We start from the raw sequence: 16,046 nt of genomic DNA, 5'->3' as shown, positions 1-16,046 counted from the left end.
TTTTTATTTGAGTACGAAAGAAATATTTTCGCGCTAAAATTAACCTAAAATTAACAACAAATGAGGGAAAAGGCATTCCTGCATCATGTAAAATTATTCTGTTTATTAATTTTATTATTGTTCATTCCTGTGACGGTTCTTTCACAAAAGAAAAAGAAAAAAGACGCAGAGACAGAACTCATAAAAAAAGATTCTACTGACTCAAAAAAAGGAAAAAAATACAGTGACCTTATAAAAAAGGGTACAATTAAAAAAGGACTATTCAATATTATTCAGGTTAAAACCGATGTCTATTTTGAAATTCAGGATAGTTTATTTAAAAGAGAATTCCTGGTTGTAAACAAATTATCTCAGGTTCCTTTTCAAATCAACGAATCCGGATTAAACAAAGGAATGAATTACGAAAATAAAGTCATTTCCTTTTATAAAGATACTATTGCAAAGAAAGTTTGGGTTAAATCGTATGTTCCTAAAGTTTCTTCTCCTAAAGAAGATGCCATCACAGCATCTGTAATTGATAATTTCTCTGAATCTATAATCGAAGTTTTTGACATTGAAACCAAAAACAACGATTCGAGTGCAGTCGTTATTAAAGTAAACAAGATTTTCGACGGAAAACAAAAAAGTTTCAACGATGTTTTGAACAACATTGGTCTTAGCAGTTCTGTTAAATCTGAACTTTCCTATATCGAAGCATTAAAATCTTTTCCTAAAAACATTGTTGTAAAATCGCAGCTTACAACTTCAATCAGTGATGGCGGACCGGCATTACCGATTACGCTTGGTGTGACAAGTAATATTATTTTATTGGATAAAACTCCAATGAAACCACGTTTTTCTGATAACAGAATTGGCTTCTTTACCGAAAAGCATTGGTATTTTTCCGATGCACAGCAGGCAATGCTTGAAAAAGAATTGATTACCCGCTGGCGTTTAGAACCAAAGAAAGAAGATGAAGAACGTTATTTGAAAGGTGAATTAGTAGAGCCGAAAAAACCAATCGTTTACTATATCGATCCGTCTACTCCAAAACAATGGAGACAATACATTATTGATGGAGTTCACGATTGGCAGGCCGCTTTTGAAAGAGCCGGTTTTAAAAATGCTATCACAGCAAAAGAACCTACTAAGCAAGATTTAGATTTTGACGTTGATGATGTACGTTATTCGGTTATTACGTATGCCGCATCTCCAAAAGCGAATGCTATGGGACCATCTGTAGTTGATCCAAGAAGCGGTGAAATTATCGAGGCCGATATTATCTGGTGGCACAATGTTATGACTTCGCTTCACAGCTGGATGCGTATTCAGACTGGGGCAATCGACCCAAAAGCAAGAGGAAACAAATTTAGTGATGAACACATGGGTGAAGCGATTCGTTTTGTATCGTCTCACGAAGTTGGACACACATTTGGTTTAAAACACAATATGGGTGCTTCTTTTGCTTATGATGTTGAGTCTTTACGTTCTAAAGAATTTACGGCAAAAATGGGCGGCACTGCTCCTTCTATCATGGATTATGCCCGATACAATTATGTAGCACAGCCGGAAGATAACGTCACTGTAATTACCCCAAAAATTGGTGAGTACGACAAGTATGCAATCGAATGGGGCTACAGATGGTACGGTCCGAACGAAAATGAAACGGCAAGACTAAACGAAGCTATTACAAAACATCAAAACGACCCGATTTATTTTTATGGTGAGCAGCAAGGTGCTGCAATTGACCCTCGTTCACAGTCTGAAGATTTAGGAAACGATGCTGTAAAAGCAAGCGAATACGGTTTGAAAAACTTAAAACGTGTTGTAGATAATATCTTAAACTGGACCTACGATAAAGATCAGTCTTACTACGAAACCGGTAAACTATATATTGAAGCTATCGGACAATGGCAAACGTACAATGGTCATGTATTGACCAATATTGGCGGTATTTACTTAAACACAACTGTTCACGGCGATAACAAACAAAGTTATGTTCCGGTTCCTGCAGCAATGCAAAAAAGAGCAGCCGATTATTTAGCTAAAAATGTACTTACGATTCCGCAGTGGTTGTTTTTCAATGACATTACAGACAAAACAAATCCTCTGAAAGATTCTCCTCTTGGGCCTTATGAGTACACGCCATACACACTGTCAAGAGGATTACAATATGATGTTATCTATAGTTTATTCAGTGATGATCGTTTGCTTCGAATGACAGAAAATGAGTTATACCAGCGAAATAAAACCAATGAGAAAGTTTTTACCGTAAATGAGTTGTTTAAAAAAATGCATCAGAATGTATTTTTAGGAACTATCCAAAACAAATCACTTACTATTCTGGAGCGTATGACACAAAAGAATTATGTAGATGTTTTAATTGTTTCGACAAATAAATTATTTGAAAAAACGGATGCTAAAAAAACAATCCAAATACAAGAAACATTACAAATGCCTCATTTATGTTCTTTAAATGATGCACATATGGCGAGAAACATTAATAATTCTTTCTTAAAAAGAGTTACAGAAGTAACTTCAGATAAAAAAGGAGAATTAACAAAAGTGCTACAGTTAGTAAAACTAAAAAAGAGTACAGGAGATCTATCCACCCAAAACCATTACCTCGATTTGATACAACGAATCGAAAAAGCCCTGAATAATACAACCTTTTAATAAATACCAATCCAAAAACATGAAAAAAATTTTACATGCCTTACTGCTGTTCCTGGCCATCGCAGGATACTCGCAGGAAACCCGAACCATTACGGGAATAATACTGGACGAGAGTGATAAGTCCCCTATTCCGGGAGCTTCTATTTTTGTCGAAAACAATTCGATTTCCAACAAAACTTCAATGGCTGGAATTATCGAGAGTTCCACTATCGGAACTACTACTGATTTTGACGGTAAATTTCAATTAAGAATAGCAAAAAATGTAACTTCCCTGAGAGTAACTTTTATGGGATATGTTTCTTACACTTTAGATCTTTCTGCCCAAAAAGATTATACTATCAATTTAAAATCTGAAACAGCAAAACTTCAGGAGGTTGTAGTAACCGGTTATCAAAAAATCGAGAAAAGAAAACTTACTGCTGCCGTTACCAAAATTGATATGGCCGCGATTCAGCAAACAGGGGTTTCGAGTATTGACCAGTTATTGGTGGGACAAATTGCCGGTGTTGCTGTAAGTACACCATCCGGAGCGCCTGGAGCGCCTGCCAGAATCAGAATCAGGGGTACAGCTTCTCTTAGCGGTACACAAGATCCGTTATGGGTACTTGACGGATTGCCATTAGAAGGAAATGAAGTTCCTAAAAACTTTGACAAAGATAACATCGATGTACTAAACAACTACTCTATTTCTGGTTTAAACCCTGATGACATTAAAGATATTACCATTTTAAAAGATGCCGCTGCAACAGCTATTTATGGTGCACGTGCTGCAAATGGGGTAATTGTTGTTACTACTAAAAAAGGTAGAGCGGGTAAAATGGTTGTTAATTTTAACACCAACGTATTTATTACACAAAGACCTGACTTTGCTAAATTAAACTTAATGAATGCAAGTGAAAAAGTTGATTTAGAACTTAACATGGCGAGCCGTTCTGATTTGAATTACAGAGACTCAGGAGGAGAGATCGCGCGTATCCTTAACAGATCAAATGAATTAGCAGCTTTCAGATCAGGCGGATTCTCTTCTTTGAGTCCTGCTACACAACAATCTATCAATGATTTAAGAAATAACAATACAAACTGGGGTAACTTATTATACCAAAATGCAGTGAATACGCAGCACGGTTTGAGCTTATCAGGCGGTGGAGAAAAGTCTGATTACTATTTTTCGTTAGGATACTATGACGAAAAAGGAACAACGGTTGGAACTGGTTTCAAACGTTACAACTTAACCTTAAAAAATAACTTTGAAATAACAGACAAATTCAAAGTTGGTGTTGGTATTTTTGGTTCTGAAAGCAAAAATACTTCTTACCTAACAGATTCTTATGCATTTACAAGCCCTTCAACTTATTCCAGAAACGTAAATCCATATTTAACTCCATATAATGCTGACGGAAGTTATAAATACGATGATGATATTGTAGGTTATTCAGAGCGTAAAGTACCTTTTAACTTTTTAGAAGAAAGAGAAAATACTTCTCACGAATTAAAGACAAGAGCTATAAAAGCCTTATTGGATGCTGAGTACAAAATTACTCCGGATTTAAAATTAACTTCTCAGTTAGGTTTACAATTAGATAATTCAGCTAGCGAAAAATTTGCTGGTAAAGACACTTATTATACCCGAAACCTAAGAGAAAAATCGAGCTATTTTAGTGGTGGAAATCAGCTGTATTTCCTTCCGGTTGGTGGTGTTATTCAAAATTTAAATACAGATTTTTTTCAATACAACCTGAAAACAATGGCGAATTTCTCTAAAAAAATAGGCGAAAAACACGAAATCGAAGCAATGGTTGGTAATGAGTTAAGAAGAAATTATTCAACATCTATTGCAACTAGAGGGTTTGGTTTTGACGAAAAGAATTTAACAACACAACAAATTGTTTTCCCAAATGCAGGTTTCGCAAAAGAATCAGATTGGATAGCATACGCTAAAGCTAAAAATGAAAATGCTTTTGCTTCTTTCTTTGCAACAGCATCTTACACATACGATAGAAAGTACAGTATATTTGGAAGTGTCAGATACGATGGTTCAGATTTATTTGGAGTGGATCCAAAATATAGATATTTGCCACTTTGGTCAACTTCTGCTTCATGGACAGTTTCTGAAGAAGACTTCTTAAAAGAAAACTTAACACTTTCAAACCTAAGACTTCGTGCTTCTTACGGTTTACAAGGAAACATAGATAAAAATACGTCGCCATATGTAGTAGGTACTAACGGTACAGCAATTATTCTTCCGGGACAATCAGAGCCTACTATTTCGGTAACCAGCCCTCCAAACGATAAACTACGTTGGGAAAAAACTTCCAATGTTAACTTAGGTGCAGATGTAGGTCTTTTTAACAATCGTATCAGCATTGTAACAGATTTCTACGGAAGAAAAAGTACAGATTTAATTGGTTCAAGAGCACTTCCGTTAGAGAACGGTTTTGAATTCACCAACATGAACTGGGCACAGGTAAGCAATAAAGGTTACGAAATCACTTTGTCTACAAAGAATATTGAACTTCCAAACTTTAAATGGAATACAAGCATCAACTTTTCTCACAACAAGAGTAACATAGACCGCGTACAAGTACGCGATAGTGACTATATGCCAGACAGAGAAGGACGTCCTGTAAATGCTGTATTTGGATTTAGAACAAAAGGAATTGACGAAAGTGGATATCCTCTATTTGTAAACAAACAAGGAGAAACAGTAAATGCACAGACTTTCTTCGGATTATATGATGTCTGGGCAGATTTTTTCCCTGGAGCATTCTCTGATACAAAATTAACTGCGGCTGAATTTAGAGATTTATTTGTTTATTTAGGAGACAGAGATCCTAAGTTTACAGGTGGTATTACCAATACGTTTACAGTAAAGAATTTTGATCTTACTATTGCAGCATCTTTTAATTTAAAACAAACTGTAGTAAAAAATCCACCTTATAATGGAACTCAGGTTGACAGAGGACAAAATTACAGTAGAGATATCTTAGATGCATGGTCACCGACAAATACTTCTTCTAATTTACCTGGGATTACAAGTGAAACATCAGGCACAGGAGATTCATGGATGGCATATCAGTATTTTTCAGGAAGAAATGCAATCCCAACAATGAATTATTTAGATACATGGGCCAGTGAAATGAGTTATATGAGATTAAGCAGTATGCGTTTAGGTTATACATTCCCTAAAGCATTTACAGATCAAATCAATATTGCGAGCATCAGATTCAATGTTGAGGCAAGAAACTTATTCGTAATTAGTTCTGATTACAAAGGTTACTTTGACCCGGAAACTTTCGGAAACATCTATGCACAACCAGTTCCTAAGTCATTTACTTTAGGATGTAATGTAACTTTCTAATACCATTAAAGATGAAAAAATTCTCAAAATATATAGTACTTTTCGTTGCAGCCATTGCAGTAAGCAGCTGTGATGATTATCTAGACATTACTCCGGTTGGACGAGTTATTCCGGAAACATTAGACCAATATCGTGCAGTTTTAACCAGAGGATATGATGCCTATCCTGAGCACAAATCATTAACTGCTGTTCGTACTGATGAATTAACCATGAATGAATTTGGAGATGAAATCAATCTCTTCAAAGATATCTATATCTGGAAAGATGCTAATCCGGATCGTTCTACAATAACTTTTCACTATCAGGATTTGTACACGGTAATTTTTTACACGAATGTAATCATCAATGATGCATCGTCTAAATTGGCTGATTCTCCTGAGAAAAACCAGTTAATTGGTGAAGCCCACGCCTTGAGAGCACTGGCCTATTTTGACCTAATTAACCTATTCGGAAAACCTTATAATGCTACAACTGCGGCTTCTGACAAGGGAGTTCCATTAGCCTTACAAGTTGACCTTGAGCAGGTTTTTGTTCCTAAAAGTGTTGAAGTAATTTACAATCAAATTATTTCTGACACCAATAAAGCCGAAGAATTAATCAATTTAAATTCACAGCCAACTGGTAAAAACTATCGTTTTTCCAAAGTAGCATTGTATAGTTTAGAAAGCCGTATTTATTTATACCAGCAGCAATGGCAAAAATCGTTTGATGCAGCAAATAAAGCTTTAGTAATCAACAATACACTGGTTGACCTAAAAGCAACTCCGGTTTTGGCTACAAAATACAATTCTGTAGAGTCTGTTTTAGCTCTTGAAGACGGATATATCAATGGTCTTAAACTTACTTCTTATGCTTCATCAGATTTAATCAATTCTTATAACAAAACTTCAGATTTACGTTTTCCTCTTTACTTTGTAGCCAGCGGAAGCCGATTCAGAATTCAAAAAGGAGCTAATGACGAGCAAAAATGTTCTTTCAGAACTTCTGAATTATATCTGACAAAAGCTGAAACTTCATTAAAACTGAATAACATTTCTGATGCTAAGACAACTGTTTTAAGTTTCATCAAAAACAGATACACAGCAGCTGCTTACACGCAGCTTGAAAGCGATGTTAATGGGATGAATGCTGTAGATTTAACAAACTTTATTTTAGAAGAAAGACATCGTGAGTTTGCTGTTGAAGGGCACCGTTGGTTTGATTTGAGAAGAACTTCTCAAAAACAAATCGTTCACACATTTGACGGTGACAGTTATACATTAATACAAAACGATCCTCGTTATACCATTATTTACCCGTCAAACGCGAGATTAAACAATCCCAATCTATAATACCTATTGTTTTTGTAAAAGGACCCAGTTTTTCAACTGGGTCTTTTTTATTTTTAAGACTAAACAAAATTTAAATAATTAAGAATTCTTTAAACTCCTAAAAAAACATATTGTAAAAAAATCTGAGTCCGTTATATTTGCAAAATCAAATTAGAGATTCATTCCTAAAAATGAAACTTTTTATTATAGCTGAAAGGAAAAATGAAAATTGCCATTATTGAAGACGAATACCTTGCTTCGAGTTATCTGAAATCTATTTTAGAACAACAGGATATTTTACAGATTACCGAAATTACGCTTTTAAAATCTGTAAAAGAAGCTGTTGCCTTTTTTACCCAAAACAATGTCGACCTTGCTTTTATGGACGTTCACCTTGGCGACGGAAAAAGTCTTGAAATTTTCGAAAAAGCAACTGTCTCCTGCCCTGTCATATTCATTACGGCCTATGATTCTTATGCTATATCTGTTTTTAAACATTTTACGATTGATTATCTTTTAAAGCCTTTTGAAGAACAAGAATTATTAGAAGCTTTAATCAAATTTAAAAAAATCAAGGATAGCTTTAATTCAGACAACACTTTACAATCACTTGTTGCGCTTGAAAATCCGGAAACAAGTAAAATACAACGTCATTTTTTAGTCAATTATGGCTATAAACTAATATCAGTAAACGAAGCCGAAATCACTTATTTTGCCGCATCCGGAAAACATTTGTTCATCTATCTCAAATCAGGAAGCAGCTATTTGTACAATAATACACTAACCGATATTATAAATAATCTGGATCCGTTTATTTTTTTCAAGATTAACCGAAAATACATTGTAAACCGAAATAGTATAAAAGAGGTCGTAAAACACTCCACTCAAAAAATCGAATTGATTCTTACTGTTCCGGCAGTCGAAAATGATCCCATTATACTTAGCAAAAAAGAGATAAATAATTTTAAAAACTGGCTCGACCAATAGCTTGAGAACCTTTTTAACCTAAAAGGTCTGAGTAAAAAATTTTAAAGAGGTGAATTAATGTTAATTTGAGCCTTTCAACGAATCTAAAGTGATGAAAAATGTTTCAAAAGTTAAAATAGCGTTATAATAATCATAAAATTCGCACTTCATAATCAAGCAGATAGTATTATTTTCTTTGAAATTGTATCTTTGAGATATTAGAATTTCAAATGAAAAAGAAACATGCAACAGATTAGATTTTATCCAAATGAGGAATTTAAAGAAATAGAAATTAATGAATCCCTACAATTTAGATATGCCATTTCAAACAAAGGAAGACTGATAAGTTTTACAGATGATATACAAAACGGACGCCTGCTAAAAGGAGGTCTGAGTGACGGATATCCTACCTTTAGGTTTAAAGTCAGACAAGATGATAAAATTGTCAATAAATACATTTTTCTCTACAAATTAGTTGCCCAGTATTTTATTCCGAAACAATCCGAAGAGCAAACTTACGTACTTCATTTAGATTATATCCGAAACAATGACGATGTTAACAATCTTCGCTGGGCTACAAGAGAAGAAATGATTGCACACAGCCGTAAAAGTCCGCATGTCATTCAGGCAAAAAAGAACCTGATCGAACACAATATAAAATCAGACGGTAGAAAGTTAACCACCACAAAAGTAATGCTTATCAAAAAAATATTAGCCCGCCCTGAACAAAAAACACGCCTTAAGATGATTGCCAAACAATTTGGTGTAAGCGAAATGCAGATCAGACGCATTGCCAGCGGTGAAAACTGGGGACATGTCAAAATTTAATGGTGAATTGTGAATTGTTAATGGTCAATTATTAATAATTTTACGCTGAGCAAAGTCTAAGAACTATCAAAGTTCCTGGACTTTTTTTTTGGGAAACACTTCATTTTTCAGATTTATCTTCAAAATTTCAATATACAGTTCATAATTCACAATTTACAATTAACAATTCATTAGATTTCTGTGAAAAGACCAAAACCTTAAGTGGTAAAAATAAATTTTTGAACTATTTTTTAAAATAAATCCTTAAATTCGCAAACACAAAATAATCGTGAATAATTGGAAAAGAGTTTCGGAAAATAAGCCTCAATTTCAATATTAAAACTAAAAAACAAAAAAAATGACACGAGCGTTAGCGACTGCATTTTAGCATTAAAAACAAATTAAAAAAATTTAAAATGACACGAGGCTTTTGCCGACTGCATTTTTTTTCAAATAACAAATAAATAAGCAAAAAATGAAATACGACGTTATTGTTTTAGGAAGTGGTCCCGGCGGATATGTAACAGCTATCAGAGCCTCACAATTAGGCTTTAAAGTAGCTGTAGTTGAAAAAGAAAACTTAGGTGGTGTATGCTTAAACTGGGGATGTATCCCAACAAAAGCATTATTAAAATCGGCTCAGGTTTTTGATTATCTTAAACATGCTTCTGATTACGGATTAACAGTTTCTGAGTTTGATAAAGATTTCTCTGCTGTAGTACAACGCAGCCGTGGTGTTGCTGAAGGAATGAGCAAAGGGGTTACTTTCCTGATGAAAAAAAACAAAATCGACGTTATTGAAGGTTTCGGAAAACTTAAACCGGGAAAAAAACTGGACGTTACGGATAAAGAGAATAAAGTTACAGAATACAGCGCTGACCATATCATCATTGCTACAGGAGCCCGCTCTCGTGAGTTGCCAAACTTACCTCAGGATGGTGTAAAAGTAATTGGTTACCGTCAGGCGATGACATTGCCAACACAGCCAAAATCTATGATTATTGTAGGTTCTGGAGCAATTGGAGTTGAGTTTGCACACTTTTACAACTCAATGGGAACTGATGTTACAATTGTAGAATTTATGCCAAACGTTGTACCGGTAGAAGACGAAGATATCTCAAAACAATTTGAAAAATCTTTGAAAAAAGCAGGTATCAAAGTAATGACTAACTCATCTGTTGAAAAATTAGATACTTCAGGAGCTGGTGTAAAAGCTACTGTAAAAACAGCAAAAGGAGAAGAAATTTTGGAAGCTGACATCGTACTTTCTGCGGTTGGAATCAAAACAAACATCGAAAATATAGGTTTAGAAGAAGTGGGTATTGCTGTAGACCGTGATAAAATCTTAGTAAACGCTTACAACGCAACCAACATTCCTGGTTACTATGCAATTGGAGATGTTACTCCGGGACAGGCTTTGGCTCACGTAGCTTCTGCAGAAGGAATCAACTGTGTGGAGAAAATAAAAGGTTTACACGTAGACCCAATCGATTACGGAAACGTTCCGGGTTGTACGTATGCAACTCCAGAAATTGCTTCTGTAGGTTTAACAGAAAAACAGGCTAAAGAAAAAGGATACGAATTAAAAATTGGTAAATTCCCATTCTCAGCTTCGGGAAAAGCAAAAGCTGCCGGAAATGCTGACGGATTCGTAAAAGTAATCTTCGATGCTAAATACGGAGAATGGTTAGGATGCCACATGATCGGTGCCGGAGTTACAGACATGATTGCTGAAGCTGTTGTAGCCCGTAAACTGGAAACTACAGGTCATGAAATCCTTAAATCGATCCACCCTCACCCAACTATGAGCGAGGCTGTTATGGAAGCTGTTGCAGATGCTTATGGCGAAGTAATTCACTTGTAATATATCAATTACGGTTATATATAATTTCAATTTCAAAAATCCGATTTGTGCAAACAGATCGGATTTTTTTATGGCATGACCCGCAGAAAAAACGGGTCGGGCTATTCGCTAAATCTTTTGTTCCGTTTCTCTTCACAAAAGGATATCGCTGCTATCCCTCATGCGGGCATCGGGTTTCATAATTTAATTTGAGGATGGAGAGAATAAAGTCCTTTTAAGAAATTTCTAAACATTATTTATATATTTGAAAGAATTATAAGAATAATACTTATCACTACTAGCTAAGTCGGCTGCTGCCTAATAGTAATTTTGAAACTATTATAAATGAGTTATAGGCAATTTTAACAACACTATAAAACAATAGACATGGGAATATTTGACATTTTTAAAAGTAAAAATCAAAATGAAAACGAAGCTAAATTTAAAAACATTGGTATTGATAACGTATATCTAATTGATATACCTGAAGATTGGACACAGTATAAAAGCGATCGTTTTAGGGCTATAAACAAAACTAAAAGTATCAATTTCTCTATAACAAATTATGGAAAATCATTAGACCCAAAAAATCCTTTTACCCTTGACGAGTTGAAAGCTGAAACCTTTGAACTTTTTCAAAAATTTGTAACTGAAGGTGGTTATGAACCGATTGACGACAGAGAAGCTAATAATAATTATGTTTATCAGGCATTCAAAGTTGATAACGAAACTCAATACTATTATTATACGAGCAGAGAAAGAATGGGACAATTAATTCGTATCGTTTTTATCTTAAAACAGAATGGTATTTACAAAGCTTCAACTAAAAACCTACTACTTGCAATTGGTGACAGTATAAAGACTAAAGTAGCATAAAAAACTATCTATAACAGTTTCAACTGATTTGGACAATTGGCTTAATGGAAAAATGGTTTTGAATTTGGGATTATTTGGCAAATCCGAAGAATGGGCTTAATTTAATTCCAAACCCGCTTAAGAAACTTAATAAAAATGAGATTTTCACATAACGCCTCAAAATATCTGGCAAAATTAAAACGGAACAACGAATTTGTTGTTAGTCGCGAGCAATTAGTTGATTATTTTAAAAAACATAATATCCCAGAATTTGAAAAAATCATTGAATTTCAAATGGATTTTTCAGGACTGGAGCTGACAATTAAAAATCAAAACTCTTCAAAATTTAATGCGTTTCTAATTTCTAAGGAAAATATTTTAAAAAATGCAGTAATTGATTATTTAATAGTTAACAACAGATATTATTTTTTTTGTGGTGACCATGAAACTGCTCAATTTTGGTTTGTAATAAGTGAAAAAGGACAAATATGCACTTATGATAATAATGATGAAACTGTAAATATCATTTATTCTTCTTTTGAGAAATTCATTGAGAGTTATGCTTTCATTGACTTAATAAATCAAAATAAAAAATATGAATGTCCTGTCTATTTTAACTTAATAGAAAATAATCGTTTTGAAGAACTAACTAAAAACTATTTTATGCATAATTCTTCAAATGATGAATTTAATAAATGGATAAGCACTCAAAATTTGATAATAAAGAAAGGGATTTGGCTACATGAACATTCTTTTTATATACATATTTATGGTGAGACAAAAAGTGAATGTGAAAAGTTTATTGAATTATTAAAAAGAGAGCAAATAATAAAATAGAAGCAATAGAATAAAAGCTAATATGCTCAGATATATCTTTGAATTCGATAGCAAGTTTTTTTTTATTTTCAACACTCTTTATTAACAAAAAATCATTAAAAATTTCATAGAAAAAGCTTTTGTGATGTATTAAAATTCTTATTTTTATTCCTGCAAAAAATATCGTATGAAATTACCTTTTATAGAAATAATTGAAGCCACAACAAGCAACCCAAATTTGTTAATGTGGAAATTCCATGATGAAGACAAAGAAATAAAAAACGGGGCAAAACTAACGGTTCGCGAAAGCCAGCAGGCAATGCTGTTAAACGAAGGACAGCTTGCGGATGTATTTTTACCCGGACTTCACACCCTTTCAACAGAAAACATCCCTATCCTGAGTACCCTCAAAGGATGGAAATACGGATTTGAAAGTCCATTTAAAGTGGATGTTTACTTTTTTAATACACACCAGTTTATCAACAACAAATGGGGAACTCCGGCTCCTATCCTGCTCCATGATCCGCAATTTGGACAAATCAGGGTTAGGGCTTTTGGAAGCTTTGATATCAGGATAATTGATGTTGCCAAATTCTTCCGTCAATATGCCGGTACTTATGAACAGCTTACTATTTTTGAACTCCAAAACCAATTAAGGGATTTTGTAGCTCCAAAGTTTGGAGAAGTTCTGGCAAATGAAAACATCACCATTACAGATGTTGCCGGAAATATTACACAATTAGGTCAAAAAATAGAACCTTATCTAAAACCTTATTTTCTTCAATTAGGAATTGAATTGGCACAGTTTGTCATTACCAGTGTAACCTTACCAGAAGAAGTTACGGCTCACTACGATAAAATAACGAACATGAATATGGTAACCGATATGGATAAATTTACCAAATTCAATACCGCAACGGCAATTGGTGAAAAAGGAACCGCAATGCACGATGCAACCCAAAATGCCTTAAGTATGGGCATTCTTTTAAACCAGCTGCAACAAAACAAAGAAACTCCAAAAGAAGAACCGAAGGACGATTTGACTTCAAAACTTCAAAAACTGAAATCATTGTTTGATGCCGGTTTAATCGAAGAAGATGAATTTAAAACCAAGAAAACGGAATTATTAAGCCAATTATAATGGAAGAGAAAAAAGTAATGTCCTTTCTGGATAAACTAAAAGAAAAGGCGCAAAAACAATCCAATTATGGAGGCGAAACTGAAATTACCGATGCCCAAATGAGTCTTAAAGATTGTCCAAACTGCGGAGCCGGAAGAGCCAAACATGACGGGCTGACAAATTGCGCCTATTGCGGATATGAATTCATACAAGTCAAACTTACAGACGGATTTTATATTAAAAAAGAAGATAATTCAATTTAAAAAACAAGTAACGTGTTCGGACTATTTAATAAAGAAAAAGAGGAAGAAACCACTCCTGAATGGTATGCAGAACTTCAGGAATCACAGCAAAGATGGTTTGCTTTTTTAGAAAAACTGGAGGTCAAAATGGAAGAGCTGACAACTGCTGCTATCCCGGAATTGAAACAGCTTTTAGAAGAAGATGAAGACCTTTATAAAAGAACTTTTCGCAGAGTATATGCAGGAGTTAGAGGCCAATTAAACAACATCAGAGAAAAAGCCAGAGATACTTACGAAGAAAAAATAAACCGTATTTATTACGATCTAAATTCTCAGGTTTCTGTCTTAAGCAAACATCATGATTTACTTTCTGATTTTAGAACAGCCTGCTCCGACCGACATAATGAATTTGAAAGAAAATTTGAACACTGGAGTGATCAAATCGAAAAAACTCAGGAACGTGACCTCGAAATTGAGTACCAAAAAATTCTCAATGAATTTGAAACCATTAAGGATAAATTCAGCTGCAAACAATGTGGAGGAAATATCACTATTGATAAGATTTTTTTAATAGAAACTTATATATCATGCCCTTATTGTCAATCGCAAAACACTTTTGCTCCCAGCACTCAAGCCAGAATGTTACAAAATATTGCACGGGGTCTTGCAGAACAAAGAACAGTTCATTTGTATGAAGCTTTTGAAACTGAAAACAACAAAGAACGCGAATTGTATCACCAGCGTCATGAATTAAGCCTGAGTAAGATACATGAAACAGACAGTAAAGTCGTTAATGAAATGAACACCAAAATGGATCAGCTGGAAATCGACAGGCAAAATGTAATCCAAAATGCCCCAAAATTATATCAGGTTTATTTAAGAGCCATGTATGACGAGTGGAATAAAATTACACCCGATTTAAAAGAGCACAACGAAAGAATGTATCAGAATCACTCATAATACCAATAAATTATTAACCCTTAAAAACAGAAAAATGTTTAAAAAACTTTTTGGTTCCCTAACCGGAGACAACAAACAAGAAAATCAGATTGATGCACAAACTTCAAATGATAATTATGAAAATGTGTATGAAAACGAATATCAGGAAACAGAATACGATCCTGAAACTTTGCATGGAACGCATTACGATGTTGAAGATTTTGATAATGAAGTTGAAACAAGAGCTGAAGCCTGGATTAAAGACGAACGTGATAGCGGCGAAAATTTACGAGACAGTGATATTAAAAGCATTTATACCAATTACAGAAGAGAAGTCTATAAAGAATGGAATGACTGCGATTCTGACCAAATGATTCGGTTTGAAAATGCTAATTCATTAAAATACAGCGGCATTCAGACTTCAGGATTTGTAAAAGTTGATGATAACAATCCGTTTCTTGAACCTGTACACGGTATTTCATTGAGAGATTATACTGCGATGTGTTTAAAGATTAGCGCCGGAGTAGATTATAATGAAGTTTGCAGAGCAATGGGTATCGAGTCTGTAATCTGGGAAGAACTAAATACGATCTGGCCACAGCGTATGGGCGAAGACACTTCATTTACTGTTACAACCTTATTTGGTCAGTATTATGCAGAAAATGTTACCGTTCCGCAATTAGAAAATGTCAAGGCAGAAGTTTCAGAAGAAGGTCTGGCAAATCTTGAAAAAATCAAAACTGATCGTTATTTCTATGAAGAACTTGCCGGAGCAAGACAGGCTGCTTACGAATACGGAATCGACGGAGCGCAATGGATTCTGGATAACTACGGAATCAATCTGGCCGATTTCCAGTCGGTTGCCATGCAGTGGATGACAGAACAGAATCAAAACTGGAACTCAGAAAAGATTATGGAGTTTTCAAATTACCAGCAGGAAAAACAAAAAGAATATGCAGCAAAATTCGCCGCAGAACAAGGCGGAAATATTGCTGATGATGTAGAGTTCTAAAATCTTTTTTAAAACCAAAAATTAATCCGTTTTGTGAAAGCAAAGCGGATTTTTTATTAATACCGTTTTCACAAAACACTTCAATTTATGAAGACAATTATTATATATTTGGTGAGAAAATAA

The 16,046-nt window shown here is 34.4% G+C and carries 12 protein-coding genes; all 12 read left to right on the top strand.

What is annotated here, in order from left to right; genetic code table 11:
• Nucleotides 1–60 precede the first annotated feature (60 nt).
• The 12 genes from BXU10_RS06260 to BXU10_RS06205 all read left to right on the top strand — a co-directional run bounded on the left by BXU10_RS06260 (nt 61) and on the right by BXU10_RS06205 (nt 15,923).
• Nucleotides 61–2,655: a zinc-dependent metalloprotease gene (locus tag BXU10_RS06260; protein WP_078226615.1), complete on the top strand. Its 2,595-nt coding sequence runs from the start codon at nt 61–63 to the stop codon at nt 2,653–2,655.
• Between the two features lie 19 nt (nt 2,656–2,674).
• Complete coding sequence (locus BXU10_RS06255) at nt 2,675–6,013, top strand: SusC/RagA family TonB-linked outer membrane protein (RefSeq protein ID WP_078226614.1); 3,339 nt, start codon at nt 2,675–2,677, stop codon at nt 6,011–6,013.
• An 11-nt stretch (nt 6,014–6,024) separates the two neighbouring features.
• The gene (locus BXU10_RS06250) at nt 6,025–7,344 is read left to right on the top strand and encodes a RagB/SusD family nutrient uptake outer membrane protein (protein WP_078226613.1); all 1,320 of its coding nucleotides are present in this window, start codon (nt 6,025–6,027) and stop codon (nt 7,342–7,344) included.
• 201 nt (nt 7,345–7,545) lie between these two features.
• Nucleotides 7,546–8,310 carry a LytTR family DNA-binding domain-containing protein gene (locus BXU10_RS06245; RefSeq protein ID WP_078226612.1) on the top strand — a complete coding sequence of 255 codons (765 nt, stop codon included), beginning with the start codon at nt 7,546–7,548 and terminating at the stop codon, nt 8,308–8,310.
• A 222-nt stretch (nt 8,311–8,532) separates the two neighbouring features.
• On the top strand, nt 8,533–9,117 hold the full coding sequence (locus BXU10_RS06240) for an NUMOD4 domain-containing protein (RefSeq protein ID WP_078226611.1): 585 nt from the start codon (nt 8,533–8,535) through the stop codon (nt 9,115–9,117).
• Nucleotides 9,118–9,571: 454 nt separating this feature from the next.
• On the top strand, nt 9,572–10,960 hold the full coding sequence (gene lpdA / locus BXU10_RS06235; RefSeq protein ID WP_078226610.1) for a dihydrolipoyl dehydrogenase: 1,389 nt from the start codon (nt 9,572–9,574) through the stop codon (nt 10,958–10,960).
• Between the two features lie 366 nt (nt 10,961–11,326).
• On the top strand, nt 11,327–11,815 hold the full coding sequence (locus tag BXU10_RS06230; RefSeq protein WP_078226609.1) for a hypothetical protein: 489 nt from the start codon (nt 11,327–11,329) through the stop codon (nt 11,813–11,815).
• 135 nt (nt 11,816–11,950) lie between these two features.
• Nucleotides 11,951–12,631, top strand: coding sequence for a hypothetical protein (locus BXU10_RS06225; RefSeq protein ID WP_078226608.1), 681 nt, complete (start codon nt 11,951–11,953; stop codon nt 12,629–12,631).
• 166 nt (nt 12,632–12,797) lie between these two features.
• Nucleotides 12,798–13,751, top strand: a complete 954-nt coding sequence (locus tag BXU10_RS06220) for an SPFH domain-containing protein (protein WP_078226607.1) — start codon at nt 12,798–12,800, stop codon at nt 13,749–13,751.
• Nucleotides 13,751–13,993, top strand: coding sequence for a hypothetical protein (locus BXU10_RS06215; protein WP_078226606.1), 243 nt, complete (start codon nt 13,751–13,753; stop codon nt 13,991–13,993). The genes BXU10_RS06220 and BXU10_RS06215 overlap by 1 nt, the downstream gene beginning before the upstream one ends.
• Before the next feature lie 12 nt (nt 13,994–14,005).
• Nucleotides 14,006–14,932: a hypothetical protein gene (locus tag BXU10_RS06210; RefSeq protein WP_078226605.1), complete on the top strand. Its 927-nt coding sequence runs from the start codon at nt 14,006–14,008 to the stop codon at nt 14,930–14,932.
• A gap of 34 nt (nt 14,933–14,966) precedes the next feature.
• The gene (locus tag BXU10_RS06205) at nt 14,967–15,923 is read left to right on the top strand and encodes a DUF6620 family protein (RefSeq protein ID WP_078226604.1); all 957 of its coding nucleotides are present in this window, start codon (nt 14,967–14,969) and stop codon (nt 15,921–15,923) included.
• Nucleotides 15,924–16,046 lie beyond the last annotated feature (123 nt).

Origin of the sequence: Flavobacterium sp. LM4, from assembly GCF_002017935.1 — a bacterium.
GTDB classification, from domain to species: domain Bacteria; phylum Bacteroidota; class Bacteroidia; order Flavobacteriales; family Flavobacteriaceae; genus Flavobacterium; species Flavobacterium chungangense.
Note: the sequence above shows the minus strand (reverse complement) of the source record. Positions and strands in the feature narration are given on the sequence as shown.